The sequence below is a fragment of the Diaphorobacter aerolatus genome (genome assembly GCF_014489535.1).
GTDB classification, from domain to species: Bacteria; Pseudomonadota; Gammaproteobacteria; order Burkholderiales; family Burkholderiaceae_C; genus Diaphorobacter_A; species Diaphorobacter_A aerolatus.
Window position 1 is genome coordinate 2406121 of record NZ_CP060783.1, and the last position, 25056, is coordinate 2431176.

Annotated in this window: 16 protein-coding genes and 3 pseudogenes; 8 read left to right on the plus strand and 11 right to left on the minus strand. The window is 63.7% G+C overall.

Going from position 1 to position 25056, the window contains the following annotated elements; genetic code table 11:
• Positions 1-1234: 1234 nt before the first annotated feature.
• The 6 genes from H9K75_RS11230 to argS all read right to left on the minus strand — a co-directional run bounded on the left by H9K75_RS11230 (position 1235) and on the right by argS (position 7769).
• Entirely contained in the window at positions 1235-2830 is a 1596-nt protein-coding gene (locus H9K75_RS11230) for an RNA polymerase factor sigma-54 (RefSeq protein ID WP_187725801.1), read from the minus strand.
• 109 nt (positions 2831-2939) lie between these two features.
• Complete coding sequence (gene lptB, locus H9K75_RS11235; protein WP_187726003.1) at positions 2940-3716, minus strand: LPS export ABC transporter ATP-binding protein; 777 nt, start codon at positions 3714-3716, stop codon at positions 2940-2942.
• A gap of 64 nt (positions 3717-3780) precedes the next feature.
• The gene (gene lptA / locus H9K75_RS11240; RefSeq protein WP_226858655.1) at positions 3781-4383 is read right to left on the minus strand and encodes a lipopolysaccharide transport periplasmic protein LptA; all 603 of its coding nucleotides are present in this window, start codon (positions 4381-4383) and stop codon (positions 3781-3783) included.
• Positions 4384-4596: 213 nt separating this feature from the next.
• Entirely contained in the window at positions 4597-5250 is a 654-nt protein-coding gene (locus H9K75_RS11245; protein WP_187725803.1) for a thiol:disulfide interchange protein DsbA/DsbL, read from the minus strand.
• Between the two features lie 68 nt (positions 5251-5318).
• A complete protein-coding gene (locus H9K75_RS11250; protein WP_187725804.1) occupies positions 5319-6035 on the minus strand; it encodes an SPOR domain-containing protein in 717 nt (238 codons plus the stop codon).
• 24 nt (positions 6036-6059) lie between these two features.
• Positions 6060-7769 (minus strand): arginine--tRNA ligase, encoded by a 1710-nt coding sequence (gene argS / locus H9K75_RS11255; RefSeq protein WP_187725805.1) that lies wholly within the window; start codon positions 7767-7769, stop codon positions 6060-6062.
• Positions 7770-7875: 106 nt separating this feature from the next.
• Here argS and H9K75_RS11260 point away from each other — a divergent pair, with 106 nt between their 5' ends.
• A complete protein-coding gene (locus H9K75_RS11260) occupies positions 7876-8196 on the plus strand; it encodes a PsiF family protein (RefSeq protein WP_187725806.1) in 321 nt (106 codons plus the stop codon).
• Between the two features lie 178 nt (positions 8197-8374).
• Here H9K75_RS11260 and H9K75_RS11265 read toward each other — a convergent pair whose 3' ends face one another.
• From H9K75_RS11265 to H9K75_RS11280, 4 genes and pseudogenes are all read right to left on the minus strand, one after another.
• Positions 8375-8833: a DUF2214 family protein gene (locus tag H9K75_RS11265; RefSeq protein WP_187725807.1), complete on the minus strand. Its 459-nt coding sequence runs from the start codon at positions 8831-8833 to the stop codon at positions 8375-8377.
• A gap of 27 nt (positions 8834-8860) precedes the next feature.
• A complete protein-coding gene (locus H9K75_RS11270; RefSeq protein WP_226858656.1) occupies positions 8861-9706 on the minus strand; it encodes a DMP19 family protein in 846 nt (281 codons plus the stop codon).
• A 57-nt stretch (positions 9707-9763) separates the two neighbouring features.
• On the minus strand, positions 9764-10381 hold the full coding sequence (locus tag H9K75_RS11275) for a DUF3016 domain-containing protein (RefSeq protein WP_187725808.1): 618 nt from the start codon (positions 10379-10381) through the stop codon (positions 9764-9766).
• A gap of 32 nt (positions 10382-10413) precedes the next feature.
• Positions 10414-11345 (minus strand): annotated as a pseudogene (locus tag H9K75_RS11280) (LysR family transcriptional regulator).
• Between the two features lie 142 nt (positions 11346-11487).
• Here H9K75_RS11280 and H9K75_RS11285 point away from each other — a divergent pair.
• Positions 11488-12771, plus strand: a complete 1284-nt coding sequence (locus H9K75_RS11285) for a sensor histidine kinase (protein WP_187725809.1) — start codon at positions 11488-11490, stop codon at positions 12769-12771.
• A 68-nt stretch (positions 12772-12839) separates the two neighbouring features.
• On the plus strand, positions 12840-13526 hold the full coding sequence (locus tag H9K75_RS11290) for a response regulator transcription factor (RefSeq protein ID WP_187725810.1): 687 nt from the start codon (positions 12840-12842) through the stop codon (positions 13524-13526).
• Between the two features lie 73 nt (positions 13527-13599).
• On the opposite strand, the gene H9K75_RS11295 is transcribed toward H9K75_RS11290, so the two are convergent.
• Positions 13600-13959, minus strand: a complete 360-nt coding sequence (locus H9K75_RS11295) for a hypothetical protein (RefSeq protein ID WP_187725811.1) — start codon at positions 13957-13959, stop codon at positions 13600-13602.
• Between the two features lie 344 nt (positions 13960-14303).
• Between H9K75_RS11295 and H9K75_RS11300 the strand changes: the two are divergent.
• The 5 genes and pseudogenes from H9K75_RS11300 to H9K75_RS11320 all read left to right on the plus strand — a co-directional run bounded on the left by H9K75_RS11300 (position 14304) and on the right by H9K75_RS11320 (position 24953).
• Positions 14304-16498, plus strand: a pseudogene (locus H9K75_RS11300) (malate synthase G).
• 570 nt (positions 16499-17068) lie between these two features.
• Positions 17069-18411 (plus strand): annotated as a pseudogene (gene wecB, locus H9K75_RS11305) (non-hydrolyzing UDP-N-acetylglucosamine 2-epimerase).
• The gene (locus H9K75_RS11310) at positions 18338-20521 is read left to right on the plus strand and encodes a hypothetical protein (protein WP_187725812.1); all 2184 of its coding nucleotides are present in this window, start codon (positions 18338-18340) and stop codon (positions 20519-20521) included. Before wecB ends, H9K75_RS11310 begins: the two are co-directional and overlap by 74 nt.
• Positions 20518-22212 (plus strand): glycosyl transferase family protein, encoded by a 1695-nt coding sequence (locus tag H9K75_RS11315; RefSeq protein ID WP_187725813.1) that lies wholly within the window; start codon positions 20518-20520, stop codon positions 22210-22212. Before H9K75_RS11310 ends, H9K75_RS11315 begins: the two co-directional genes overlap by 4 nt.
• Positions 22209-24953 carry an NfrA family protein gene (locus tag H9K75_RS11320; RefSeq protein WP_187725814.1) on the plus strand — a complete coding sequence of 915 codons (2745 nt, stop codon included), beginning with the start codon at positions 22209-22211 and terminating at the stop codon, positions 24951-24953. Before H9K75_RS11315 ends, H9K75_RS11320 begins: the two co-directional genes overlap by 4 nt.
• Positions 24954-25056 lie beyond the last annotated feature (103 nt).

Below are 25056 nucleotides of genomic sequence, written 5' to 3' on the forward strand. Positions count from 1 at the left end.
TGGACACCGGCCTCAAGCACCCGCAGCTCCAGATAGAACCCGGGCACAAGCCCCTGCGGCATGCGAAACCACACGCGGCGATAACGAATCGGCGCTTCGAGCGTCGCGCCCTGGCCGCCGCGCAACGACCCGGGAAGCGAGAGCTGACGGTAACCGTCGGCATCCTTCCTGGATGGCAGTTCGGCATCCACCAGTTGCCGCGCGGCGTCGGCCTGAAAATCAAAGTCGAGCAGTGCCACCTGCGCGGCCAACGCTGGCGTGCGCGCAGCGGCGGCCTTGGTGGTGCCCGCAGTCTTTGCAAGCCCGGTGCTGCCGATGAAGCCGCCCACGTTGAGCGCGACGCCGCGCCTGTCGAGTAGCACCGTCGCCTGCTCGCGAAACACCGGAATGCCGTCGCGCTGATTGGTCAATTGCACGACTCGTCCGCCTTGCGCGAGAGCTTGATCGAGCTTGACCGGTGCGGCATCGACCTCGGCGGCGCTGACTCCGTAGAGTTCGGCCACAGCCTTGAGTTCAGCGCGTGCGGATTGAGCGAGATTCGCGGGTCCCGACTTCTCCTTGCCGGACGCCGGTGCACGCGCCGGATCGAGCCACAGGAAGGTGGCCACGCCCAGCTGTTCGTCATAGGTCAGGCGCTGGACCGAAGCGGGCGCGGCCTTGCGCAGTTTCGCCGCCTTCGCGCGATCCGCCTGCGTGGCAGAAAGCGCGTCAATGTTCGGCAGATCGCGCGCCCAGGCCACGCCAGCAGAGGCCACGCCGAGCCACACGGAGGCGTGAAGACAGTGTCGCAACGTCCTGCGCATGGCACTTTCCCTCGTCTGGATTCAGCGGCCCGACCACCATGGAAGGCGCGGCGCGAATGGGGTGAGCGGGACAAATTCGGTTGATTTGCGGAGAGCACCAGACGGCATCCGGTGCTTGATCACATGCTAGGAACTATCGCGCGCAGACTTGTTTTCATTTGTTCTTCCGCTGTAAGACGGTAGCTCGCGCATGCCCCGGCGAAATGCGAATGCGCGGCCTTCAAGGCCGTTTTCGCGGGTTTCTACCGTGATGCCATCGCGAGCAGGCGCGCGTGGATCGTCGCTGGAATCGGCACGACCGAGCGAAGGGATGGGCTCACGAATGCGATCCCGGTCACATGGCCGATGCAGATCTGCACTTTCGATGCTGAGGGCAAAGTGCTCGGGCAGTCCAAAGTGATGCGGGCCCTTGAGTCCGGGTGTCCGTGGGATCAGACCGCCTTGCGCAGATTGGCCGGAGGAATCTTCAGCGCCTCGCGGTACTTGGCCACGGTGCGACGCGCGCACTCGATGCCCTGCTCGGCGAGCATGTCGGCGATCTTGCTGTCCGAGAGCGGCTTCTTCGGGCTTTCGGAACTCAGCAACTGCTTGATCAACGCCTTCACCGCCGTGCTCGACGCGCTGCCGCCGGTCTCGGTGCCAAGGCCCGAGCCGAAGAAATACTTGAGCTCGAACGTGCCCTGCGGCGTCGACAGGTATTTGGCCGTGGTCACGCGGCTGATGGTGGACTCGTGCAGGCCGAGTTCATCGGCGATGTCGCGCAGCACCAGCGGGCGCATGGCGAGTTCGCCGTGCACGAAGAAGTTCTTCTGGCGCTCGACGATGGCGGTCGAGACGCGCAATATGGTGTCAAAGCGCTGCTGCACGTTCTTGATGAACCAGCGCGCTTCCTGAAGACGCTGCTGCAGCCCCGCGTTGGCCTCGTTGCCGCGCTGGCCACGCAGCGCGTTGGCATAAACGTCGTGCACGCGCAGTCGCGGCATCACGTCGGGATTGAGTTGCACGGTAAAACGCATCTGCGCGCCGCGACCGACGTTCTTGACGATCACGTCGGGCACGATGATCTGGCGCTGCACGTCGGCAAACCGGCGACCGGGACGCGGCTCCAGGCGCGCAATCAGGTTCATCGCGGCGCGTGTGGAATCCTCCCCCGCGCCGCAGGCCTGCATGAGACGCTTGACGTCCTTGCGCGCGAGCAGGTCGAGCGAGTCGCGGCAAATGCGCAACGCGACCGCGATCATGGCCGGATCGCCCTCTTCGTCGAGGTTCATGGCGTGCAATTGCAGCGTCAGGCACTCGCTCAGATTGCGCGCGCCGACACCCGCCGGATCGAGACTCTGCAAAAGACGCAGGCCGACCGTGAAGCGATGCACGAGTTCTTCCAGCTCTTCGGTCGGCGCGTCGTTGCCGGCCAGCGCAATGGCCAGTTCGGCGAGCGACTCTTCGAGATAGCCGTCGTCGTTCAACGACTCGATCAGGAAACGCACCGCCGCGCTGTCGATGTCCGACAAATGCAGCGCCAGCGCCTGGCGGTGCAGGTGGTCGCTCAGGGATTCGTGCGCGCCTGCCAGATCGATGGCATCGGTCTCTTCGTCGCCCGAACCGCTGGTGCTGCTACGCGCGGGAGCGTCACCGCCCCACTCGCCATCGTCGGGGGCCATCTCGACGGTCCCGTCGCCCTCCCAATCGACCTGCTCGGACGATTCCGAAGCGGCGCTGGCAGCATCTGCATCCGGCGCTGCCTGATCTTCGGACGAGGTAGCGGTGCTGGACGCGGAGGCCGCCGGATACAGCGCGCTGTCCGCGTCTGCGGCGTCTTCGCTTACGGGCTGATCCGCACGCTCGATGCCGAATTCTTCGCGCTCCGCGCCTTCGGTCGTGCGCTCCAGGAACGGGTTGTCGTCGAGCATTTGCTCGACTTCCTGTTCGAGTTCGAGCGTGGACAGTTGCAGCAGCTTGATCGATTGCTGCAACTGCGGCGTGAGTGCCAGATGCTGCGAAACGCGCAGCGACAGTCCGGGTTTCATGAGCGCGCCCGGAGGCCCGTGCCGACGTCAACGGCGAGCAGGACCTGCCCACACAACCCACGAGGTCGCGCAAGCCAGGCAGGGGCGCCGATGCAACCGCGCATGGCGCTCACATGCGGAAATGTTCGCCGAGGTAAACCCGGCGCACATCTGCGTTTTCGACGATGTCCGAAGGAGTGCCCTGCGCGAGCACGCTGCCATCGCTGATGATGAAGGCGTGATCGCAAATGCCGAGCGTTTCGCGCACGTTGTGATCGGTGATGAGCACGCCGATGCCGCGCTCCTTGAGAAAGCCGATGATGCGCTGGATTTCGATCACCGCGATCGGATCGATACCGGCAAACGGCTCGTCAAGCAGGATGAAGCGCGGCTGCGTGGCCAGCGCGCGGGCAATTTCCACGCGGCGGCGTTCACCGCCCGAGAGCGCAAGCGCGGGCGATTCGCGCAGATGATCGACGCGCAGTTCCTGAAGCAGCGAGGTCAGGCGCTCCTCGATCACGGCGCGCGAAAGCGCATGGCCGTGCTCGTCCTGCTGCAACTCGAGTACGGCGCGCACGTTTTCCTCGACGTTGAGCTTGCGAAAGATCGACGCTTCCTGCGGCAGATACGACAGCCCGAGCCGCGAGCGGCGGTGGATCGGCAGGTTCTGCACCGATTGCCCGTCGATGTAGATCTCGCCCGCGTCACTACGCACCAGACCGACGATCATGTAGAACGAGGTCGTCTTGCCAGCGCCGTTGGGGCCGAGCAGGCCGACCACCTCGCCCTTGCGCACGGACAGCGAAACGTCCTTGACGACCTTGCGACTGCCGTAGGATTTTTCCAGGTGCAGGGCTTCGAGGCGGCTCTGCGGATCGATCAGGGTGGCGGGTTCAGCCCCGTCCATCGAGGGCTCAAGGCGCTCATTGTTCATCGCGAATTCCTGCAGACTCACTTGCCGCCGCCATTGCTCAGTTCGGGACTGGTGCGCAGTACGGGCGCATCACCCGAGCGCTCGGGCCGGGGCGTCGGTGAGGCCCGTCGGCGGGTTTTTCCTTGGGCGTGAGCGTCATGCGCACGCGGCCCGAAGGCGTGCCAGCGGTGGATGACGGCGTGGAGGTGTTCTTGACGCCATCCACGGTGAACACGTCGGTGAGATTGTTGTAGACGATGAGTGCGCCGTTGACCTGGTCGGTCAGCGTCGTGTCGCGATAGCGGCGCAGCTCGCCACGGCGGATGAACTTGACGATGTCGGCCTTGCCGTCGTATTCGATCACCTCGCCTTCGCCTTCCACGAACTCATGCGGCGCGCCCGGCGCGGAGTCGCGCTTCTGGCGGAAGAAAGCGCGCTTGCCAGCGGGGGCGGTCACCGTGCCGAACTGGAAACCGTCCGGGTCCTGGCGCACCTCAAGCTGCGCGCCGCGCAACACGATGGTGCCCTTGGTCATCACCACATTGCCCGTGAACACGCTGATCTGCTTGAGCTCGTCATGGCGCAGCGCATCGGCTTCGATGTTCATCGGCTTGTCGCGGTCGGCACGCTCCGCATGCACCACGGCCGGGCCAAATGCCAACAGGCAGCTAAAAAAGAGCGGGATAAGTCTGGTTTTCATAGGGCATGAATCTTGCTGGGTCATTGTACTGAACCCACGGCGTGACGACGGCGATAGCAGCAGATATCGCCCAATTGCAGAGGTCAAAACGACGAATGGCAGCACTCAGGCGTCGTTAAAAACAAAAGGCGCGCCACGAATGACGCGCCTTTCAAGAGCCCATCCAGCAAAAACTCAAGCCTTGAGCGTCGCGAGATACTCCACGACCTGCAGCACGCTCTGCATGTTGCCAGCCATCGTGCCGTCGGTGTAGTACTTGCCGCCCACGCCCATCGAAGGCACACCCTCGACCTGGTAAGCCTCTTGCAGTTGCCCCGCCTTGCGCAGCAGATTGGCGGTGTTGAAGGAGTTGTACGCCTCCTTGAACTTCGCCACGTCCACGCCCTGCTGACCGATCCATTCGAAGATCGCCTCGTCCTTGTTGAGCGCCTTGCGCTCCACGTGCACCGCGCGGAACACCGTGGTGTGCAGCTTGGGCAGCAGGTTCATGGCTTCGAGCGCGAAATACAGCTTTTGCTGCGGCACGAACGTGGCATTGAATGCCACGGGCACGCGGCGAATCACCATGTTGGCCGGAGCCGCCTTGGCCCAGGCCTCGAACGTGGGCTCGAACGCGTTGCAGTGCGGGCAGCTATACCAGAAGAACTCGATCACCTCGACCTTGCCGGCTGGAGCATCGGTGGCTGCGGGCTTCTTGAGCTTGATGTAGTCCTTGCCCTCCTTGAAGGCGCGGGCCTGGGCCTGCGCGTGCATGGACGAAAGGGGCAATGTCAGGGCGGAAGCGGCCACCGCCGTGGCGGTGGAGACGGAAAACTCGCGGCGTTTCATGAGATGAACATTCCTCTTCAGTGTTTTTGTAGCAACTCGTGATTGTGAGCGATGTGCGCGAAAAAAGTTCAGCGCTGCACGCGAACCAAGGTGGTGTCGATGCCCGCTCCGTCCAGTTTGCCCTTGAGGGAATCGGCATCGTCGCGCTTGCCGAACGGGCCGACACGCACGCGGAACACCGTGCGACCGCTCTGCTCACGCTCGCTCACGCGCGCCTCCCAGCCGAGCATGGCGAGCTTGGCGCGCTGCGCGTCGGCATTGCTCTGGCTGCTGAACACACCGGCCTGCACGAAATAGTCGAACGGATCGCTGGACGTAGGCGCCGGCGCGGGCGCGGGGGCCGCCGCCGCACGGGCGCGGGCCAGATCGCCAAGCGGATCGCTGCTGGTGGTCGATGGTGCCGCGCGCGCCGTCTGCGTGGCCGACGATGCGCCGGGCTTGGGCGCCGATGCGACCACGGTCGGACTCGACGCCGGAACCGAAGGAGCAGGCGCGGGCGTCACCGACCCCGCCACGGCCGGTGGCGTGGTGGTGGCGTCTCCCGGTGGCTGCGCAGGTGCGGTTCTCGCCGGGTTCTTGCCGTACAACGTGGAATTCGGGTCCCAGTTCTTGTTGCGCTGCGCCTCGGCCTCGTCCTGGTCCGTTCCGCGCGTGGCGTTCTTGTTCAGGAAGGGCACGGGCACCTTGGTCACGTAGACGGCCACGGCCAGCGCCGCCGCCAGACCGACGAGCACGCCCAGGATGAGCCCCAGGACGAGGCCACCACGTTGCTTGTTAACGTTCATAAATCCGCTTGTAGTCACTCTTGTTTACATGCGTTCCGGAGCAGAAACGCCCAGAACGGCCAATCCATTGTGCAACACCTGCGCGGTCGCGGCGACCAGCGCGAGGCGTGCGAGCCTGACCTTCTCATCATCCACAAGGATACGCTCTGCGTCGTAGTACGAGTGGTACGCAGACGCCAGATCGCGCAGGTAAAAGGTAACGTCATGTGGCGCATTGCTGGCGGCTGCGGCGGTGAGCATCTCGGGATACTTGGCGAGCAGCAGCATCAGCGCCTGAGCCTGTGGGCCGTCGAGCGCCGACAGATCCGCGTCCTTGAGCGCGGGAACACCCGCGCCGCCCTGCTCCTGCCAGGTGCGCAGCACCGAGCAAATGCGAGCATGCGCGTACTGCACGTAGTACACCGGGTTGTCGTTGTTCTGCGCCACGGCCAGATCGACGTCGAAGGTGTATTCGGTGTCGGGTTTGCGCGACAGCAGGAAGAAGCGCACGGCGTCCTTGCTGGTCCATTCGATCAGGTCGCGCAACGTCACGTAGGAGCCGGCACGCTTGCTGATCTTCACTTCCTCGCCGTTGCGCACCACGCGCACCATGGTGTGCAGCACGTAGTCGGGATAGCCCTCGGGAATGCCGACGTTCGCGGCCTGCAAGCCGGCGCGCACGCGCGCAATCGTGCCGTGGTGATCCGTGCCCTGGATGTTCACCACCTTGCCGTAGCCGCGCTCGAACTTCTGGATGTGATAGGCCACATCGGGCAGAAAGTAGGTGTAGTTGCCGTCGGACTTGCGCATCACGCGGTCCTTGTCGTCGCCGTAGTCGGTCGACCTGAGCCACAGCGCTCCGTCCTGCTCGTAGGTGTGGCCGCTGTCGATCAGGCGCCTGACGGTTTCTTCGACATGGCCATGGGTGTACAGGCTCGATTCAAGGTAGTACTCATTGAATCGCAGATTGAAGGCCTGGAGGTCCTTGTCCTGCTCGTTGCGCAGATAGGCGACCGCGAAGTTGCGGATGTTCGCGTCATCGTTGACGTCGCCATTCGCGGTGAACTCGCGGTCGTCGGCCTTGACGGTTTCCTTGTGGAGAAACGCCTGGGCGATGTCCGCAATGTAGTCACCGTTGTAGAAACTTTTGGAAAGCGGATTGTCCGGATCGGTGGGCCAGCACTCATCGCCGGGCTTGAAACCCTTGGCACGTAATTGCGTGCTCTTGGTCAGCGTGTCGATCTGCACGCCCGCGTCGTTGTAATAGAACTCGCGGTGCACGTCCCAGCCCTGAGTGGAATACAGGTTGCTGATCGCATCTCCAATGGCGGCCTGACGGCCATGGCCGACGTGCAGCGGGCCGGTCGGATTGGCAGAGACGAACTCGACCAGCACTTTTTCCCCGCGGTCCGGCTGAAAGCCGAACTTCTCGCCCTGCGCAAGCACTTCGCGCACGATTTCCTGCTTGGCGGCGGGCTTGAGGCGGATGTTCAGAAAACCCGGGCCGGCGATTTCGATCGCATCCACCCACTTCTGGAAAGCCGGCGTGGCCTCCAGCGAGGTTTTCAATTGTTCACCAAGCGCTCGCGGATTGGCCTTCAGCGGCTTGGCCAGTTGCATCGCGGCCGTGCAGGCGAAATCGCCATGCGCTGCCACCTTGGGGTTTTCAAAAGCCGCACGCGCACCTGCGCCGGGCGAGAGTTTTTCGAGCTCGGCAGCCAGGGCGGCGAGCAAATCCAGTTTGACGGAGAGCATCCGCCAATTTTACGTGCGCGTGTCATCTGAGCTATGTCAAGTAGCGTTATGCTGACTGACCCGTCCTAATTTCGGGGTTTTTTGTCGTTTTTTGCAGGAGATCAACATGAAGAAACTGCTTTCCACGTTCGCTTCCGTCGGCTTCGCCCTGTCCCTGGGAGTGATCGCCGCCACACCCGCCGCTGCCAAGGAGCCCACCGCCCAGCAGCAAAAGATGGCTACCTGCAACACCGATGCAGGTGCCAAGGATCTCAAGGGGGATGATCGCAAGGCATTCATGAAGTCCTGCCTGTCCAACAAGCCGGCCAAGGCCACGACGCAGCAGGAAAAAATGAAGACCTGCAACGTTGACGCGGGCGCCAAGGAACTCAAGGGCGACGAGCGCAAGGCGTTCATGAAGGAATGCCTGAGCAACAAGCCAGCCTGAGGGTAGCCACCCTCACCCCTGCCCTCTCCCGCAAGCGGGAGAGGGGGCCATGCGCAGAGAGCACCGCGTGACTTCCAAAAAACGCATTTTTGATTCCTTTTTGGCGCAAGCAAAAAGGAATTGCCCCGCCGGGGCAGTCCCGGCTCCGGGGAAAAACGACACAGCAAACGCAAGAAAACTAAGAAGAAACCGCCACCCCGCGAGCCAGGAACACCGCGAGAATCGGAATCAAGGCCAGCAGATGCGCCTCGATCATCACCAGCCGCCGCACGTTGCGGATCTCCACATCGGAGGGCAGCGCACCCGACGACCGCAGATTGCGGCGCCAGCGCATGAAGCGCACCGTCGGCCCGATGGACATCAGCGCAATCACCACGAACAGCGTGACCTTCAGGTGCAAGAGCGGCTGTGACCAATACCAGCCGACGCCCTTCATGCCCCAGTAGGTGCGCGCAACGCCGGTGATCAGCACGACCAGCGCGGAGATCCCGTAGATCATGTCCACGCGCGCAAGCCGCTCGACCACGGCGGCATTCAACCACTCCTTGCGGCACAGGGCGGCCTCGCTCGCGAGAAAGACCGTCATCGTGAGAATCGCCAGAAAATGCGCGTATGCCAGCAGGGCTTCGGTGGTCATGGGTTGTCGTCGGTGAGTGCCGGGGCGTCAGTCTACGTCGTCCGGTTCGAGATCAGAAACATCGGCCTCGGCCACGAGCTTGTGGGTGTCGCCATCGAACATCAGGGCCTTGTCGCCGAGATCCACCATGTAGAAGTGTCCCTTGTCGGTCAGGAAGTGCCACGCCACCGTTTGCTGGCCTTCGTGTTCATGCGACGGATTGCCCGCCGTGATCCGGTCCAGTTCATGGTCCGCTGCCTCGCACAGCGCGTCGATCACGAGCGCATAGCGCGGCATCCCTGCGGCGGCGGCCTCCTCGCGTTCTTCAAGATTGGGGATCAGCCCGGCAATCTCGTCATAACGTGCTTGCAGTTCCTCCTCGTCGAGCGCCTGCAGGTCGGGATGCTGCTTGAGCCAGCGGCTGTTGAATTCCACGAGGTCCTCGCGTTCGTCGAGCGCATAGAACTCGCTGTTGAATTCGTTGAGCGCGTCGCGCTCGGTGTTGTCGCCGAACAGTTCGCTGTCCAGAAACCGGTCGAGCTCTTCCTCGCTCAGGCGCTCGATGATCGCCAGGCTTTTCTCGAACAGCGCGGCATGCCCGATGGCCTGCATGTCGGCGAGGCCCTCCTGCACGTATTCGATGATCTCGGCGTCACAGCCGATGTTGTAGATGAACTGCGCAAAGCCACCGTTCTTCACCTGCGCGAGGTAGTAATCGACGTAGTAGCTCTTGAGCGCCTCGGGCGAAATTTCCTCGTATTCCACCAGCCGCTCGATCAGTTCGTTGACACTTTCGATGTTGGAGTCGATCACGTCATAACTGTCGTCGCTGGCAACGCTTTGCTTCGAGACCAGGATCGCAGGGGAAAGCAACATCGTCGTTGTCGTCGTCATCATCATCACTCCATGCTGGATTGGAAATGGCGCGGTGCACGCACCGGCCCTAGGTCGTCATCGGCGCAGATCCTTGAATTCCTTGCTCACCCAATCGTCCACCAGGGCCTTTTCGTAGCGCAAGGAATCGTCCGCATAGCGGCCTGCCTTGAGCTGCAACGAGGCATCCTGCAAGGTGCGCGAGCCGGACTGCAGCACCTTGCCCCGGGACGAGAGACGCTTGAAGGTGAGCGTGATGCGCGGCGGCACCACGCCCTGAGCGGAACGCGCCTCGCCCGAACTATCCGCCGCCGATGTGACAGGCGCGCGACGGATGTCGGAAATATGGACCTCGGCGCGCTCACCCTCCGGCAGGGCTGCGGCGATACGGTCGGCGATGTGCTCGGACAGCTTCTCCACCCAGGCGCGACGCGCGGCTGAGGATTCACGGCGCTCCGAAGGCGCGGACGTGAAGTGTTCGGGATTGTCGGTCGTGACGCTCACCGTTCCGGGCTGAATCTCGCGCGGCGGTGGCGGCTGGTCCGGGTTTTTTTGCAGCAGCGTGCAACCACCTGCCAACAGCAGCGTCGCACCCATGATCAATGCGCCTGCGGCCCGCCTCAACACGGCCGGCGCGCGCCATGCGCCCGCACCGGGCAATGAACTGGAATCGGCGGAAATCGGCAAACAGAGCATGTCAATCCTTTCGCTGGTCGTTTTCGGCGGCATCAGCCGTGCGGGTCGCGTCGCCAGAACGTCGGCTCCGCGTATTGCTGCTTGAGATATTCGATCCACAGCCGCACCCTGAGCGGCATGTGCTTGCGCTGCGGAAAGACCACGAAGATACCGTTGGGCGGCGCGGCAAAGGCTTCGAGCACGGGCACGAGACGCCCGGCCTCGATCTCGGACTCCACTTCCCAGGTGCTGCGCCAGGCAATGCCCCAGCCCCGAGACACCAGTCATGCAGCACCTGCCCGTCCGAGCAGTCGAGCGGGCCGCCCGGCTTGAAATGCACGACCTCGCCCGAGCCATCTTCGTGCGGAATGCGAAATGCCCAGCCGCGCGTTTGCGAAGCTTCGCTCGACAGCGTCAGGCAGTCGTGCTGCGACAGCTCCGAGGGATGTCCGGGCGTGCCACGTCGGCGCAGGTACTCGGGTGTGGCAACACACAGCCGCCGGTTGTCGGCCACGCGCACGCTCACCAGCGACGAATCGGGCAGGTCGCCCACGCGCACCGCGCAGTCATAGCCTTCGCCGGTCAGATCGACCACGCGGTCGCTCAGGTTCAGCGAGATCGTCACCTCGGGATGCCGTTCGCGATACCGGGGAATCAGCGGTGCCACGTGCCGCCGGCCGAAACCGGCCGGTGCGGTGATGCGCAGATGGCCCGTCGCCTTCACACCGCCCGCGCTCACGCTGGCTTCGACGCTTGCCAGCTCGGAGAGCAGGCGCTGGCAGTCTTCAAGAAACGCGATGCCCTCGTGCGTCAGCGAGAGCCTGCGCGTGGTGCGCATCACCAGCTTCACGCCAAGACGCTCTTCCAGCGCATCGAGCCGCCGGCCCATGATGGCAGGCGCGACACCCTCGACCTTGGCCGCCGCCGTGAGGCTTCCTCGCGTGGCTATGGCAACGAATGATTCGAGCTGTTTGAGACGGTCCATGAAGCGATGATTTCCGGCTGCGGCATTCAGGCTGCAGGCAGCAACGCACAATACGCGCTGGCGCATCGCTTGCTCGCTCACCTGCTTTCCAGCCTATTATCAACGGCTGATCCCCGTTTGAACCAACGCCTGCGCAATCACGATGCCCAGTTCCACTTCCTCCCACAAGAACAGCTCCGCGAAATCATCGCTCGCCGCATCGCAGGCGGAGACTTGGTATGCGCCGGGCCAGTTGGTGCGCCTGTTCGGACAGACTCCGGTGAACCTCGCGTTCTGGGGCTCCGACCAACGACTGCGCATGGCCACACTCGACTGGTGCAACTGGTTCGGACTCGATCCCGCCAAGGTGATCGGCCGAACGCTGCAGGAACTGTTGCCGGCCGACTATCTCGCCGCCTGGCATCCACAATTCGACACTGCGGCACGCGGCGAGACCGCACAGTACACCGACTTGCAGCAGGACAGCCTGGGCTCGCAGCGCTGGCGGCATGTGCATCTGTCGCCGCAGCTGCCGCATTTTTTTTCACCGTCCGAGGCCGATGCGCCCTCCCCGGTGCAGGGCGTGATGATGGTGATGACCGACGCCACGCGCGAGCATCTGCGCGAACAGATGCTAGAGCGCCAGCGCGAGCAGATCCAGCATCTTCAGCAGGCATTGCAGGAGCAGGGCGATGCCAACGCGGAGGTCGACAAGCTGCGCGCGCTGCTCGACTGGCGCACGGCCATGCTCACCGAGCACAACGAAATGCTGCAGCTGCTCTCGCACGAAATCCGCCAGCCGCTGAACAATGCCTCGGCCGCGATGCAGGCGACGATGAAGGCCATCGACGATCTGCATCTCAAGAACACCGACCCCGCGACCAAGGCCCTGACACGCGCCGAACATGTGCTCCAGCAGGTGATCGGCACGCTCGACAACACGCTGGCAGCCGGCACCATTCTCGCGGTCGGCGGCAAGGCCAGTTCGTCGAGCGATACCGATCTGCCGACGCTGATCCAGCTCGTCATGCATGACATCGCGGCCGACCAGCGACCGCGCATCAGCGAGCAGTGGGACACCAACACGCGCACCGTGCAGTTGCATCCGGCGCTGATGCGCCTGACCATCCGCAACCTGCTGAACAATGCGCTGGCCTATGCGCCCGAGGGCACGCGGGTGACGCTGCGCATCTCCGAATCCGACGACCCGCTTGCGCTCATCATCGAAGTGGCCGACAACGGCCCGGGCATCTCCGAGGAACTGCGCCCGCGCCTGTTCGACAAGGGCTCGCGCGGCAGCGGAAACCGCAACCGCGCGGGCGCCGGCCTTGGCCTCTTCATCGTTCGCTCGGTGGTGCAACTTCATCAAGGTACAGTAGAGGCATTGCCCAATGATCCGCAGGGAACGATCATGCGACTGGTCATTCCCCAGGGTCTCGCGGACTGATCCAGGGTTGCCGCCGAGGCGCCTGCCTCCGGCCCGCCGCCATCACCTCCCATCCATCACCGAACGACATGCTGCCCGGAACCCTTGCACTGGTTGACGACGACACCGAATATTGCGAATTCCTCGCACAACACCTGCGCGCGCAAGGCGTCGAAGTGCAGGCCTACAGCGACAGCAGCGACCTGCTCGCGGATCTGGCGCCGTATCGCTTCGACTTCTACGTGCTCGACCTGATGCTTCCGGGCGTGGACGGAGCCGAACTGATCCGCATCCTGCGCAAGCGCACCCAGGCCGGCGTGCTCATCGTCTCGGGCCGCCTTGGCCCCGAGGTGTTTGCCGAAGTGATCAACGCGGGCGCGGACATGTACCTCACCAAGCCGGTCACGTTCGAGCAGGTCGAACTCGCGATCCGCGCGGTACACCGCCGCATCATGACCACGGCCCGGACGGCTACGGCATGGAAACTCGACAAGCGCCGCAGCGTCCTCACCGCTCCCGACGGCCAAACCGTGGAGCTCAGTCCCACCGACCTGATCCTCATGGACTGCTTTCTCAAGGCCGAGGGCGCGACGGTCACCCGCGAACAGATCCGCGAACTGCTGGACGGCACGAGCGCCGCCGAGTCCGACAACAGCCTGCATGCCACGATCTACCGCCTGAGGAGGCGCATCGAACGCGTGACGCCGCTGGCCGTGCCACTTCAGTCGCAGCAGAAAGTCGGCTACCAGTTCCGGGCTCCGCTGATCGCGGGCTGAGGACCTGCGCGCGCCGGAAAAAGAAAAACGGGCTCCAGGGCCCGTTCTTCAATGCATCCGGAAAACAATCCGATTACATGGTCATCTTGGCTTCGACGTCGTTGATCTTGCGACGTGCCAGAGCCAGGTTGGCGCGGCTGCTGTCGAGCACGTAATAGATGAAGATGCCTGCCAGCTTCGACGAAGGGCGAATGATGTGGTATTGCTTGCCCAGGGTGATCAGAATGTCTTCGATCGAATCATTCAGGCCCAGCGCCTTCATTGTCTTCATCTTGGCGCGCACCACTTCGGTGTTGCCGGCGGCTGCCAGTTCCAGATCCACGCCGGTACCGATGCTGCCCAGCATCATGCCGCTGTTGTAGTCCACCACGGCAGCGCACATTGCGCCTTCCATCGACATCAGATCTTGCAGGCTTTCGTTGAGATTTGCCATTTTTCGTACCCCTATCAGTTTCGGTTTTAAAACGGTCGCTGTTGATTAATAGCGCCTTATAGTGATTGTATAGAATCAGTTCTGACTTGTATCAACCAGTCACTTAGATAGGCGATTTCGATTGTCATCTATTGTGAACAAGCGCAATTCATCATTCAGACACGCCTATAGGGCAACCAAACCCGCACCCGCTCCGTCGATTCAATGCACAAAAGTCACAAATAAAACGCGTTTCGCGTAATTGATCGGACAAACAGTTCCCAATACAGTGACACATGACGATGCCCGATGGAATCAGCGGCATCGAAGGCTTCCAGTAATTCAAGGTAGAGGTAGACACCACCATGACCGATCGCATTGCCGTTCACGGCCTTCAAGTTGCTCCCGAGTTGCACAGCTTCATCGAGAAGGAAGTTCTGCCAGGCACCGGCGTTGAGGCCGCTGCATTCTGGAAGGGGTTCGACCTGCTCGTTGGCGACCTCGCACCGAAGAACGCCGCCCTGCTCGCCGAGCGCGACCGTCTGCAGAAGGAACTGGACACCTGGCACAAGGCCAACCCCGGGCCGATCACCAACATGGCCGCCTACCGCGACTTCCTCACGAAGATCGGCTACATGGTCGAGCCGCCCAAGGATGCTCGCGCCACCACCGCCAACGTCGATGCCGAACTGGCCAAAATCGCCGGGCCGCAACTCGTCGTGCCGATTCTCAACGCGCGCTACGCACTGAACGCCGCCAACGCGCGCTGGGGCTCGCTGTATGACGCGCTCTATGGCACCGACGTGATCGGCGAAGAAGGCGGCGCGGAAAAAGGCAAGGGCTACAACCCGGCACGCGGCGCGAAGGTGATCGAATTCGCTCGCAACTTCCTGGACCAGGCCACGGCGCTTGCCAAGGGCTCGCACAAGGACGCCACGGCCTACAAGGTCGCTGATGGCAAGCTCGAGGTCATGCTCAAGGATGGATCGACCACCGGTCTCAAGGATGCGGCGCAGTTCGTCGGCTACCAGGGCGGTGCCGCTGCGCCGTCGTCGGTGCTGCTCAAGAACAACGGCCTGCACATCGACATCCGCATCGATGACACAACACCGATCGGCAAGACGGATGCGGCCGGCGTGTCCGACGTGGTGGTGGAAGCCGCCGTGTCCACGATCCTCGATCTCGAGGATTCCGTGGCCGCCGTCGATGCGAACGACAAGGTGCTCGGCTACCGCAACTGGCTGGGCATTCTGAAGGGCTCGCTGACCGAGTCTTTCGACAAGGGCGGCAAGACCATCACGCGCGGCCTCAATGCCGACCGCGAGTACACCGGCGCGGACGGCAAACCACTCAAGCTGCATGGCCGCTCGCTGATGTTCCTGCGCAACGTGGGTCATTTGATGACCAACCCTGCCATCCTGTGGGGCGCGGACAGCAAGGAAATTCCCGAAGGCATCATGGACGCCGTCGTGACCACCGCCATCGCCATGCACGACCTGAAGGGCAACGGTGCCAACGGCCTGCGCAACAGCCGCACCGGCAGCGTCTACATCGTCAAGCCGAAGATGCATGGCCCGGCCGAGGTCGGCTTTGCCAACGAGCTGTTTGGCCGCGTCGAAAAGCTCCTGGGCCTGCCCGAGAACACCGTCAAGCTCGGCATCATGGACGAGGAACGCCGCACCAGCGTGAATCTGAAGGCGTCGATCGCCGCAGCACCGGCGCGCGTGGCCTTCATCAACACCGGCTTCCTCGACCGCACCGGCGACGAGATGCACACGGCCATGCAAGCGGGCCCGATGGTCCGCAAGGGCGAGATGAAGACCAGCGCCTGGCTGCAGGCCTATGAAAAGAACAACGTGCTCGTCGGCCTCACCATGGGCCTGCGTGGCCGCGCACAGATCGGCAAGGGCATGTGGGCCATGCCCGATCTGATGAAGGCCATGCTCGAACAGAAGATCGCCCACCCAATGCCGGTGCCAACACCGCCTGGGTGCCTTCGCCCACCGGTGCCACGCTGCACGCGCTGCACTACCACCAGGTGAGTGTCGAAGACGTGCAAAAGGAACTCGAGAAGACCAGTGCCGACGCGGAGCGCGACAACATCCTCGCGAACCTGTTGCAGATTCCGGTCGCCCAGGACCCGAAGTGGACCGCCGCCGAAATACAGCAGGAACTCGACAACAACGTGCAGGGCATTCTGGGCTACGTGGTGCGCTGGGTCGATGCGGGCATTGGCTGCTCCAAGGTGCCCGACATCCATGACGTCGGCCTGATGGAAGACCGCGCCACGCTGCGCATCTCGAGCCAGCACATCGCCAACTGGCTGCTGCACGGCATCGTCACCGAGCAGCAAGTGCGCGACACGTTCACCCGCATGGCCAAGGTGGTGGATGGGCAGAACGCGGGCGATGCGTCCTATGTCAGCCTCGAGAAGAATCCGCAGGGTGCCGCGTATCAGGCCGCCCTAGACCTGGTGTTCAAGGGCGTGGATCAGCCTTCGGGCTACACCGAGCCGCTGCTGCACGCATGGCGCCTCAAGGTGAAGGCCAACGCGAAGTAACGCAAGCCTCAAGCCGTCAACATCAGGAAGCCCGCTGTTCGCAGCGGGCTTTTTTCGTTGCGTGTCGCCAAGCCGCACCAGAACGTCGTCATTCGATACAGCCGCGGCGTTTCATTCACGCCCGTGACAGTCCATTGCAAGCAATGTCCCGAAGCCATCCCCCAAAAACAGCATTTCAAAATGTTTCCAAGGCACAAACTACGTAAAAACACTCAGATCGACGTACATCCAAATCTTGACATCGGTCAACCAATCAGTCTCCGATGTGAGTATTCACTACCATCAAAAGTAAAACAGGATTGACCCAGTCGACGATCTCAGAAGCTGACCAAATGTGTCTTATGAAATTACAAAATCAATAAATTGACACATTAACCGCCGTCCTCCCTGTTGCGTAGTCCTGTCATTGATTAACAATACAGACTATTGAACTCATCAGTCCAATAGATTTCAATTAGTGTTTCCATCCGGTCGGGTGTGAATCGAACACCTTCTCCCATGCGCCACCTACGGCATGGCAAGAGGGGTCAGCAGCAGGGAGGGGTTGCCCAACAGCAACCGGAGGCCATGATGAAAATTCTTTCCGTATTCGGTACCCGTCCGGAGGCCATCAAGATGGCTCCGCTCGTGAAAGCGCTTGCCGTCGAGCCCGGCATCGAAAGCCTGGTCTGCGTGACCGGGCAGCATCGCCAGATGCTCGATCAGGTGATGCAGCTCTTTCAGATCAAGGCCGACTTCGATCTCGCGGTGATGCAGCCGAACCAGACGCTCAACGGATTGTTCGCGCGCGCCGTGACGGGGGTGGACGAAGTGTTGGCCAAGGTGCAGCCCGACGTGGTGCTGGTGCACGGCGATACCAGCACGGCCTGTGCCTGTGCGCTGGCCGCGTTTCATCGCCGCGTTGCCGTGGGGCATGTGGAAGCCGGTCTGCGCACGGGCAATCTAAGCATGCCGTTTCCCGAGGAAATGAATCGCCGCGTCGTTGACAGCGTGAGCGAATGGATGTTTGCGCCGACCGTGACGTCCAGGGCCAACCTGCTGCGCGAACACCTGCACGGACGCATTCACGTGACCGGCAACACCGTGATCGATGCGCTCGCCGCCACCAGCGACAGGCTGCAGCGCGACCACGCGCTGTCTGACCAACTCGCCGCCCGTTATCCGTGGATCGACGCGTCGCGCAAGATGGTGCTCGTGACCGGGCATCGTCGTGAAAGCTTTGGCGATGGCTTCCGCTCGATCTGCGCGGCGCTCGCGCAGCTTGCCGAGCGCGAGGACGTGCAGATCGTCTACCCGTGCACCTGAACCCCGCCGTGCGCGAGGTGGTCATGTCCACGCTCGGTGATGCGCCGCGCATCCATCTGATCGAACCGCTCGACTATCTCGATTTCGTCTGGATGATGCAGCGCGCGCACATCATCGTCACCGATTCGGGTGGCGTGCAGGAGGAAGCGCCCTACCTCGGCAAGCCGGTGCTGGTGATGCGCGACGTCACCGAGCGCCCCGAGGCGGTCGCAGCCGGTACGGTCGCCATCGTGGGCACGCGCAGTGAACGCATCATCGACGCGGTATCGCGCCTGCTCGACGACGACGCCTATCACGCGTCATTCTCGCGGCGCATCAACCCCTATGGCGATGGCCATGCATCGGCACGCATCGTCGCCGCGCTGCTGGGGCGCGGCTTTGAGGAGTTTGGCGTGCAGGTCGAGGGCTCGATACCCGCCCCTCGGGTGCGGCTGCGCCAATCATCACCGCCCCGTAAGCGCGAGCGCGAGGCATTTCATGTCTGCACCGAGACTTCTTCAGTCGCGAACCCCCCGGGCCCCTGCATGGCGGCGCATGCCATGGGGATTCGGCGGTATGGCGCTGCTGCTGACCGGCACGCTCGCGCAGGCCAGCACGCTGAGCAATGATCTCCAATTGCTGACCCAGGGCCAGCGCTTCGAGCGTCGCATCTCGCTCGCGACGATGGGCATGCCGGGCAACGCCGTCAACGTGCCTGCGGGATCGCTGCAGGAGTTCTACTTTCCGGCACACCCGTCGCAGCTCTCGCGCTCGCTTCAGGTGGTCGCTCCGGCCAACCAACCGGCACCGGCATTCACGCTCAACGGAGCCGCGCAACCCGTGCAGGCCGCCACACCGGCTCAACCCGACCAGTTGCTGCGCACGTCACTGCCGCTGAACCCGGCCGCCACGGCCACGCGGCTCGGCATGCAGGTGGCGCCGGCTCCGCAGACCGCCTGCGACGCAAGGCCCGCCGGTGCCGTCGCGTTGAAGTCCGCCAGCTATCTTTCGTACTATCCGGTCGCTGCTTCCCTGCCACCCCTCGAGCAAGCATGGAGTGCGCAGGCGGTTGCCGCACTGCCCGAACAACCATTCCTCATGGTGGCCGCGCCGCCATTGAGCGCCGAGGCGTTCGACACCGCATGGCGCGTGGGCGTCGCCATGGCGCGGCTCGGTCGTCCCGCGTCGATTCATACGCTGCCGCGCGTGGGCGACAAGGTCGATACGCGCGCGCTCAGCATTCCACCGTCGCTCGCCGCGCTGCGCGCGTTCGCGGGGCTCAGCGACGCCAAGGAACAGCACACGATCGAAGACCCCGCCGAGATCGGCGCGCTGCTGATGCTCGATGCGGGCAGCACGCTCGCCGACGTGGTGGTGGTCGACAGACAACTGCAAAGCCAGATCGCCCAGGCGCTCGACGCACTGCACAACCAGATCACCGATGCGGACGCGCTCGCCGTGTTTCAGCGCTGGCGCGATCAGAAGATGCCGCTTGCGCGCGAGGCTGCGCTGAGCGCTCCCGTGGCACGCATGGCGTTCGGCGCGCATCCTGCATGGGCGGTGGCCGTGGGCAGCGCGGCACAGGTCGCCGCCATCAGTGACAAGCCCGGCTGGCTGGCGCTGAGCGCCGTTGCCGACGGCGCTGCCCGCCTGCCCGAACAGCAGGCCAACCACCCGATCCTGCGGCCCGACAGCCCCACGTCATCGTCGCAGTTTGCGGTGCAGGCACCGGAGAACTGGAGCGCGAGCTTTGCGCTGCTGCCGCCCACCGGCGCAAGCCACACGCCCACCCATGTCAGCGCGAGTTTTCTGATTCCCGCGCAGACGAAATCACAGTATCCCGTGGGCGCGTTGCGCTGGAACGGCGTTCTGCTGGCTGCGAGCAGACTCAGTGCCGGCAGCGAGCGTGACACGCTGAGTGCCGACATCCCCGTCTATGCGCTCAGCGACATCAATCTGCTGCAGGTGTCGCTTGAGCAGAACGCGCCTGAAGGCGATTGCAAGCAGGCGCTCACCGTACCGACCACGGCGCTGCAACTGGACGTGCGTTTCGACGCTCCGCGCCAGACCGCGCTGCCCCGCAATCCGACGTTCGCAGATCTGATCCCGCATCTCGGGCTGAGCGCCGAACTCGCGGTGCCGAGGGACTATCTGGTGCACGTGCGACCGGGTCTGAGCAATGCGATCCGCATGGCGGTCGCGGCCAATCTGTCGGCCCATTCCGCGCAACTGGTGCTGGTCGAAAAGAACCAGCCCTACACACCCGCACGCACCTTTGTCGCGCTCGACGTGGCCCTGCCGGGCACCAATCGCAGCGTGAACCTGCTCGGCGACCGCGTGGCGTTTCGCGACCGCTCAATCGACGACCTGCCCTGGAAACCCACCACCGACGTCAGCGCCGTGCAAGCAGTGACGGCCGGTCATCAGGCCGGACTGCTGTGGTATCCGATGGGCGAAGCCAGGGCCGCGATCAAGCCCACGGGGCTGCTGGTCAACCACGGGCAACTCGCCCTGCTCGGGCCGAACTCCGAGGTCGCCTGGATCAACGCCTCGGGCTCGGTCGTGCATGCCTCCGACGCCAACACCGCCGGCCCGATGTACGAGTGGCGTTCGTTGTTTTCCTGGGGCGTGCCGGTCACGCTCGGCGCGCTGATCCTGTTCATCTTGCTGCTGGCCGCCGCAACCTTCGCCGCACGCAGGGCGCGCAACAAGACAACACATACGGAGGGCTCGCCATGATGCCGTCGCACTATGTTCCGTACCTGCTTGCGGACTACTACCACTGGCTCGAAATCGCGGGCGTGGTGGTGGCGGTCGTGATCCTGCTCTCGAGCCTCGATGATCTGTTCGTCGATGCCTGGTTCTGGATTCGCAAGGCCTACCGGCGCTTCATCATGCGCCGCTATCCGCCGCTCACCAGTCAGGCGCTTCGCGCCGTGCCCGAACAGCCGCTGGCCATCATGGTTCCGGCCTGGCTCGAATACGACGTCATCGCGCTGATGCTCGAGAGCATGGTGAACACGCTCGAATACAAGAACTACATGATCTTCGTAGGCACCTACCAGAACGATGATCGCACCCGCAACGAGGTCGAGCGCATGCGCCGACGCTACCGCCAACTGATCCGTGTCGAGGTGCCGCACGACGGCCCCACCTGCAAGGCCGATTGCCTGAACTGGATCATCCAGGCCATCTTCCAGCAAAACGAACGCCAGAGCGCCCCGTTCGCGGGTGTCATCCTGCATGACAGCGAAGACCTGCTGCATCCGCTCGAACTCAAGTACTACAACTACCTGCTGCCGCGCGTGGACTTCATCCAGTTGCCGGTGGCCTCCATCGAACGCCACTGGTATGAACTGGTCGCGGGCACCTACATGGACGAATTTGCCGAATGGCATACCAAGGATCTCGTTGTGCGCGAGAGCATGTCTCGCATGGTGCCGTCGGCGGGTGTGGGCACCTGTTTCTCGCGCCGGGCGATGGAGTATCTCGCCAGCCAGACCAACAACCAGCCGTTCAACACCGACACGCTGACCGAAGACTACGACATCGGAGCGCGCCTGTCGCGCATGGGCATGAAGCAGATCTTCGGGCGCTTTCCGGTGGAGCGCACCTCGCGCCGCAAATCCTGGTTCGGACTCGGCCCGCAGAAGGAGGTCACGCAGATGCTGCCGCTCGACATCCGCGAATATTTCCCCAACACCTTCAAGACCGCGTACCGCCAGAAGGCGCGCTGGACGCTGGGCATCGGGCTGCAGGGCTGGACGCAGGTGGGCTGGAAGGGATCGCTCGCCACCAAATACCTGCTGTTCCGTGATCGCAAGGGCCTTGTCACCTCGTTCATCGCCATCGCCGGGTACTTTCTGCTGCTGAACTTTCTGGCCTTCTGGTTCGCCGATCGCATGGGCTGGTGGCAGACCTATTTCCCCTCCGAGTTCTCGCCGCGCGGCTGGGTCGGCACGCTGATCGTGCTCAACGGCATCGCGCTGCTGCTGCGTACCCTGCAACGCGCGATCTTCGTCAACCGGCTCTATGGTTGGGAGCACGCGCTGCTCTCCGCGCCGCGCATGGTGATCGGCAACTTCATCAACGCCATGGCCGCCGCGCGCGCCTGGAAACTGTTCATAGCGCACCTCATCACGGGCAAGCGCCTTGCGTGGGACAAGACCATGCACGACTTCCCGTCCGCCGACCAGCTCGTGCAGCAGCGCCAGAGCCTCGGTGAGTTGCTCATGAGCTGGAAGGTGATCGACGAGGCGCAGCTCGCCATCGCGCTGAACCGCCAGCAGCAGGTGGGATTGAAGCTCGGCGAAATTTTGCTGCAGCACGACTACCTCGACGAAAGCACGCTGGAGGAAGCGATCTCGTACCAGCGCTACGTCGAAGAGGTCTCGCGCCCAGCGCCGCTGATGCCGGAGCCGAGCCAATGAATGCCCGGCTCACCAGCATCGCCGCCGCCACGCTGATCGCGCTTGCGGGCGGCACCGCCGTGGCCGCGCCCGCCGCTGCGCCGGACACAGCACAGGCCGCGCTCAAAGGCCCGGTGTTCAAGCTCGCGAACCAGGCATTCGCCGCCTACAACGCCAAGCGCTATGCGCAGGCGGAGCAGCTCGCGCGCCGTGCCATCGCCATGCGTCCCGACGTGCTGCGTCTGCGCATGCTGCTGATCTACGCGCTGCAAAAGCAGGGCAAGAACGCCGAGGCGCTCGAAGCGGTGAACAATGCCCAAGCGGGCGGACTTCAATCGGACGAACTCACGCAGGCCAAAAGCAATCTGAAAGGCGGCGGCGGCGACGCTGGCGAGACGCAGAGCGCCGCATTCCGCCAAGGCTTTCCGATCGCCACCCAGGCCTTTGCGGATTACAACGCACAGCAATACGAATCGAGCGCCAAGCTCGCCGAACAGGCGCTGCGCATCGATCCCTCGCAGGGCACCTGGGCGCTGCTGTGGATCACCGCGCTCGAGGCGCAGAAGCAGTTGCAAGCCGCCATTGACGCGGCCGACACGGCGATTGCGCTGGGTACGCCCAACAGGCAGGATCTGGTTGCGCGCAAGCAGGCGCTCAGGAAATCGATGTCCGTCGCGCCCGCCGTTTCGGCCTATCAGGCACTGATTGCTTTCGATGGCGCGAAGGCCGTCGGCTTCGCACGTGAAGCCGTCGCGCTGTCGCCGGACACCCAGAGTCATCGACTGCTGCTGATGACCGCATTGCAGCTCAACCGCCAGATCGCCGACGGCGAGACCGCCGCGACCGAGGCCCTTCAGCAGGACGACGAGGACACCACGGCGCTTGTGATGCGCGCCTATTTCCGCCAGTTTCAGGGCAAGACGGCGCTGGCCAACAAGGACTTCGACGAGGCCATTGCGCAGGACTGGCTGGAGGATGAACAGCGCGCCAGCCTGCGCCTGATCGCCGCCGATGCCGCACTCGTTGCTGGCGACTACGAGCGCGCAAAGACGCTGGTCGCGCCGCTTGACGCCAACGACAAGGCGGTTGCCGAGCGCCTGAAAAAGATCGCCAGCCGCGAACCCCCGCCGCAGGAAATCACCGCCGCGAGCTACCCGCCGCCCGCGCAGGATTGCCGCCTCACGCCCTATGGTTCGGTGTGCGATCTCAGGCCCGCAGACGGTGCCAGCACCGCGAGCGCCAAGGCCTATGCCGCGTATGGCAAGCAGGACTATCAGGAGGCCATCATTCAGGCGCAGAAGGCGGTGGAGCAGTCCCCGGACAGCCCCGCCATGCACCGTCTGCTCACCGTCGCGCTGGCCGCTGGCAACACGCAGCAGCAGGAGCAGGCGATGCAGCGCATCGCCACCGAACTCGAGGCCACGCCCGACGACGCCGGTCTGCTCATGCAGCGCGCCTACATCCATCAGCGCAGAAAAGAGCCCGAACTCGCGCTCGAAGATTTCCGCGCCGCGCGCGCCACCGGCAAGGCACCTGCGCTCGCGATCCTCGACGAGGGCTACGCGCTCGCACGCACCGGTCGCAAGGCCGAGGCGGTCGCCACGCTCAAGCAGGCCATCGACCAGAGCGACACCAACGAACTCGAACTTGATCGCGGCCAGCGCTACAACACGCGCGGCGCGATCTCCGGGCTGTCCCGCGAATGGGGTGCATCGGTGTCCACGAGCTATCGCGGCGCGCGGCCCGCCGGTTCGGGGCTGAACGGAACACCGGTCACCACGGGATCGGATTCGGTCTTCGGCATGGCCGACGTCTACTGGCGGCCGCCCGAATTTCTCAACAGCTCCACGCAGGTCTTCGAGGTCTATGGTCGCGTGATGAGCACGCTGCACGGCGGCTCGTCCACCACCGGCGAGCAGACCATCGTCGATCCCTGCACCGGTCGCCCGGCACCCATCAATGCGGCGAGAAACGATGGCGTGTCGGGTCTGCCGACCACCATCGGATCGCTGGGCCTGCGCTTCACTCCATCGACCGACTACGCGCTCACCTTCGGCCTCGAGCGGCGCTTTCTGCTGGGCTCGAATACGCGGTCCGGCTCGATCACGCCCGCGTCTGCCGATCTGCGCTGCCAGCTCAGCGGTCGCGATCCGGCGCAACCGGGCGCGCCCGTCGTCGGCAATGCGCAGTCGATCCTGTTCGACGCCAACGCGAGCAGCGGCGGCTGGCTGGCCTATGCCACCTACGGCTTCTATCACGGCACGGGCCTGCGTTTTGACGTGCCGAGCTGGTTCACCGTGGAAGGCTACGTGCAGGGCGGCTACTACCGCGAAGACCTGTCCGCCGACTTCTGGATGCGCGACCAGAACACCGGCGCGAACGGAGAACGCCAGCGCGGCAAGTATCGCCGCGACCAATGGTTTGCCAATGCCGAAGCACGCGCGGGCCGGAGCTTTCGCATCGACGCAGTGAGCGATCGCCTGATGCTGTTTCCGCACCTCGTGCTGGCCCTGGACTACCAGCGCCAGAACTACCGCGCACACGTTCCCGGATTCGACGAAACCGTGCGCGTGCTCGGCAACGGATCGACCTGGTCGGCGGGCGGAGGCGCTGGCATGAGCGTGCGCTACGCATTCCGCGAGGACCGCTACCACGCGCCGCGCTCCTATGTCGACTGGACAGTGCAGTACCGCACCAACCTGGGCGGCGGCGAGGCCGACCGCGCCAAGGGCTGGTTCATGAGCCTCTCGATGTGGTACTGAGCTCAGCCACCCAACACCCGGAAATGGATCACAGGAATTTCACCCGTTCGAGGAGTCAGAGATGAAAACGTTGCCCCCTACCGAAGCCGCCTTCCCACTGCCA

Coding starts and splice junctions, on each gene's coding strand:
- argS (WP_187725805.1), bottom strand. CDS start 7,769: ATGCTCTCCGTCAAACTGGATTTGCTCGCCGCCCTGGCTGCCGAGCTC.
- H9K75_RS11285 (WP_187725809.1), top strand. CDS start 11,488: ATGCCCAGTTCCACTTCCTCCCACAAGAACAGCTCCGCGAAATCATCG.
- H9K75_RS11270 (WP_226858656.1), bottom strand. CDS start 9,706: ATGACGACGACAACGACGATGTTGCTTTCCCCTGCGATCCTGGTCTCG.
- H9K75_RS11245 (WP_187725803.1), bottom strand. CDS start 5,250: ATGAAACGCCGCGAGTTTTCCGTCTCCACCGCCACGGCGGTGGCCGCT.
- H9K75_RS11250 (WP_187725804.1), bottom strand. CDS start 6,035: ATGAACGTTAACAAGCAACGTGGTGGCCTCGTCCTGGGGCTCATCCTG.
- H9K75_RS11260 (WP_187725806.1), top strand. CDS start 7,876: ATGAAGAAACTGCTTTCCACGTTCGCTTCCGTCGGCTTCGCCCTGTCC.
- lptB (WP_187726003.1), bottom strand. CDS start 3,716: ATGGACGGGGCTGAACCCGCCACCCTGATCGATCCGCAGAGCCGCCTC.
- H9K75_RS11275 (WP_187725808.1), bottom strand. CDS start 10,381: ATGCTCTGTTTGCCGATTTCCGCCGATTCCAGTTCATTGCCCGGTGCG.
- H9K75_RS11290 (WP_187725810.1), top strand. CDS start 12,840: ATGCTGCCCGGAACCCTTGCACTGGTTGACGACGACACCGAATATTGC.
- H9K75_RS11320 (WP_187725814.1), top strand. CDS start 22,209: ATGAATGCCCGGCTCACCAGCATCGCCGCCGCCACGCTGATCGCGCTT.
- H9K75_RS11295 (WP_187725811.1), bottom strand. CDS start 13,959: ATGGCAAATCTCAACGAAAGCCTGCAAGATCTGATGTCGATGGAAGGC.
- H9K75_RS11230 (WP_187725801.1), bottom strand. CDS start 2,830: ATGAAACCCGGACTGTCGCTGCGCGTTTCGCAGCATCTGGCACTCACG.
- H9K75_RS11310 (WP_187725812.1), top strand. CDS start 18,338: ATGCCATGGGGATTCGGCGGTATGGCGCTGCTGCTGACCGGCACGCTC.
- H9K75_RS11265 (WP_187725807.1), bottom strand. CDS start 8,833: ATGACCACCGAAGCCCTGCTGGCATACGCGCATTTTCTGGCGATTCTC.
- H9K75_RS11315 (WP_187725813.1), top strand. CDS start 20,518: ATGATGCCGTCGCACTATGTTCCGTACCTGCTTGCGGACTACTACCAC.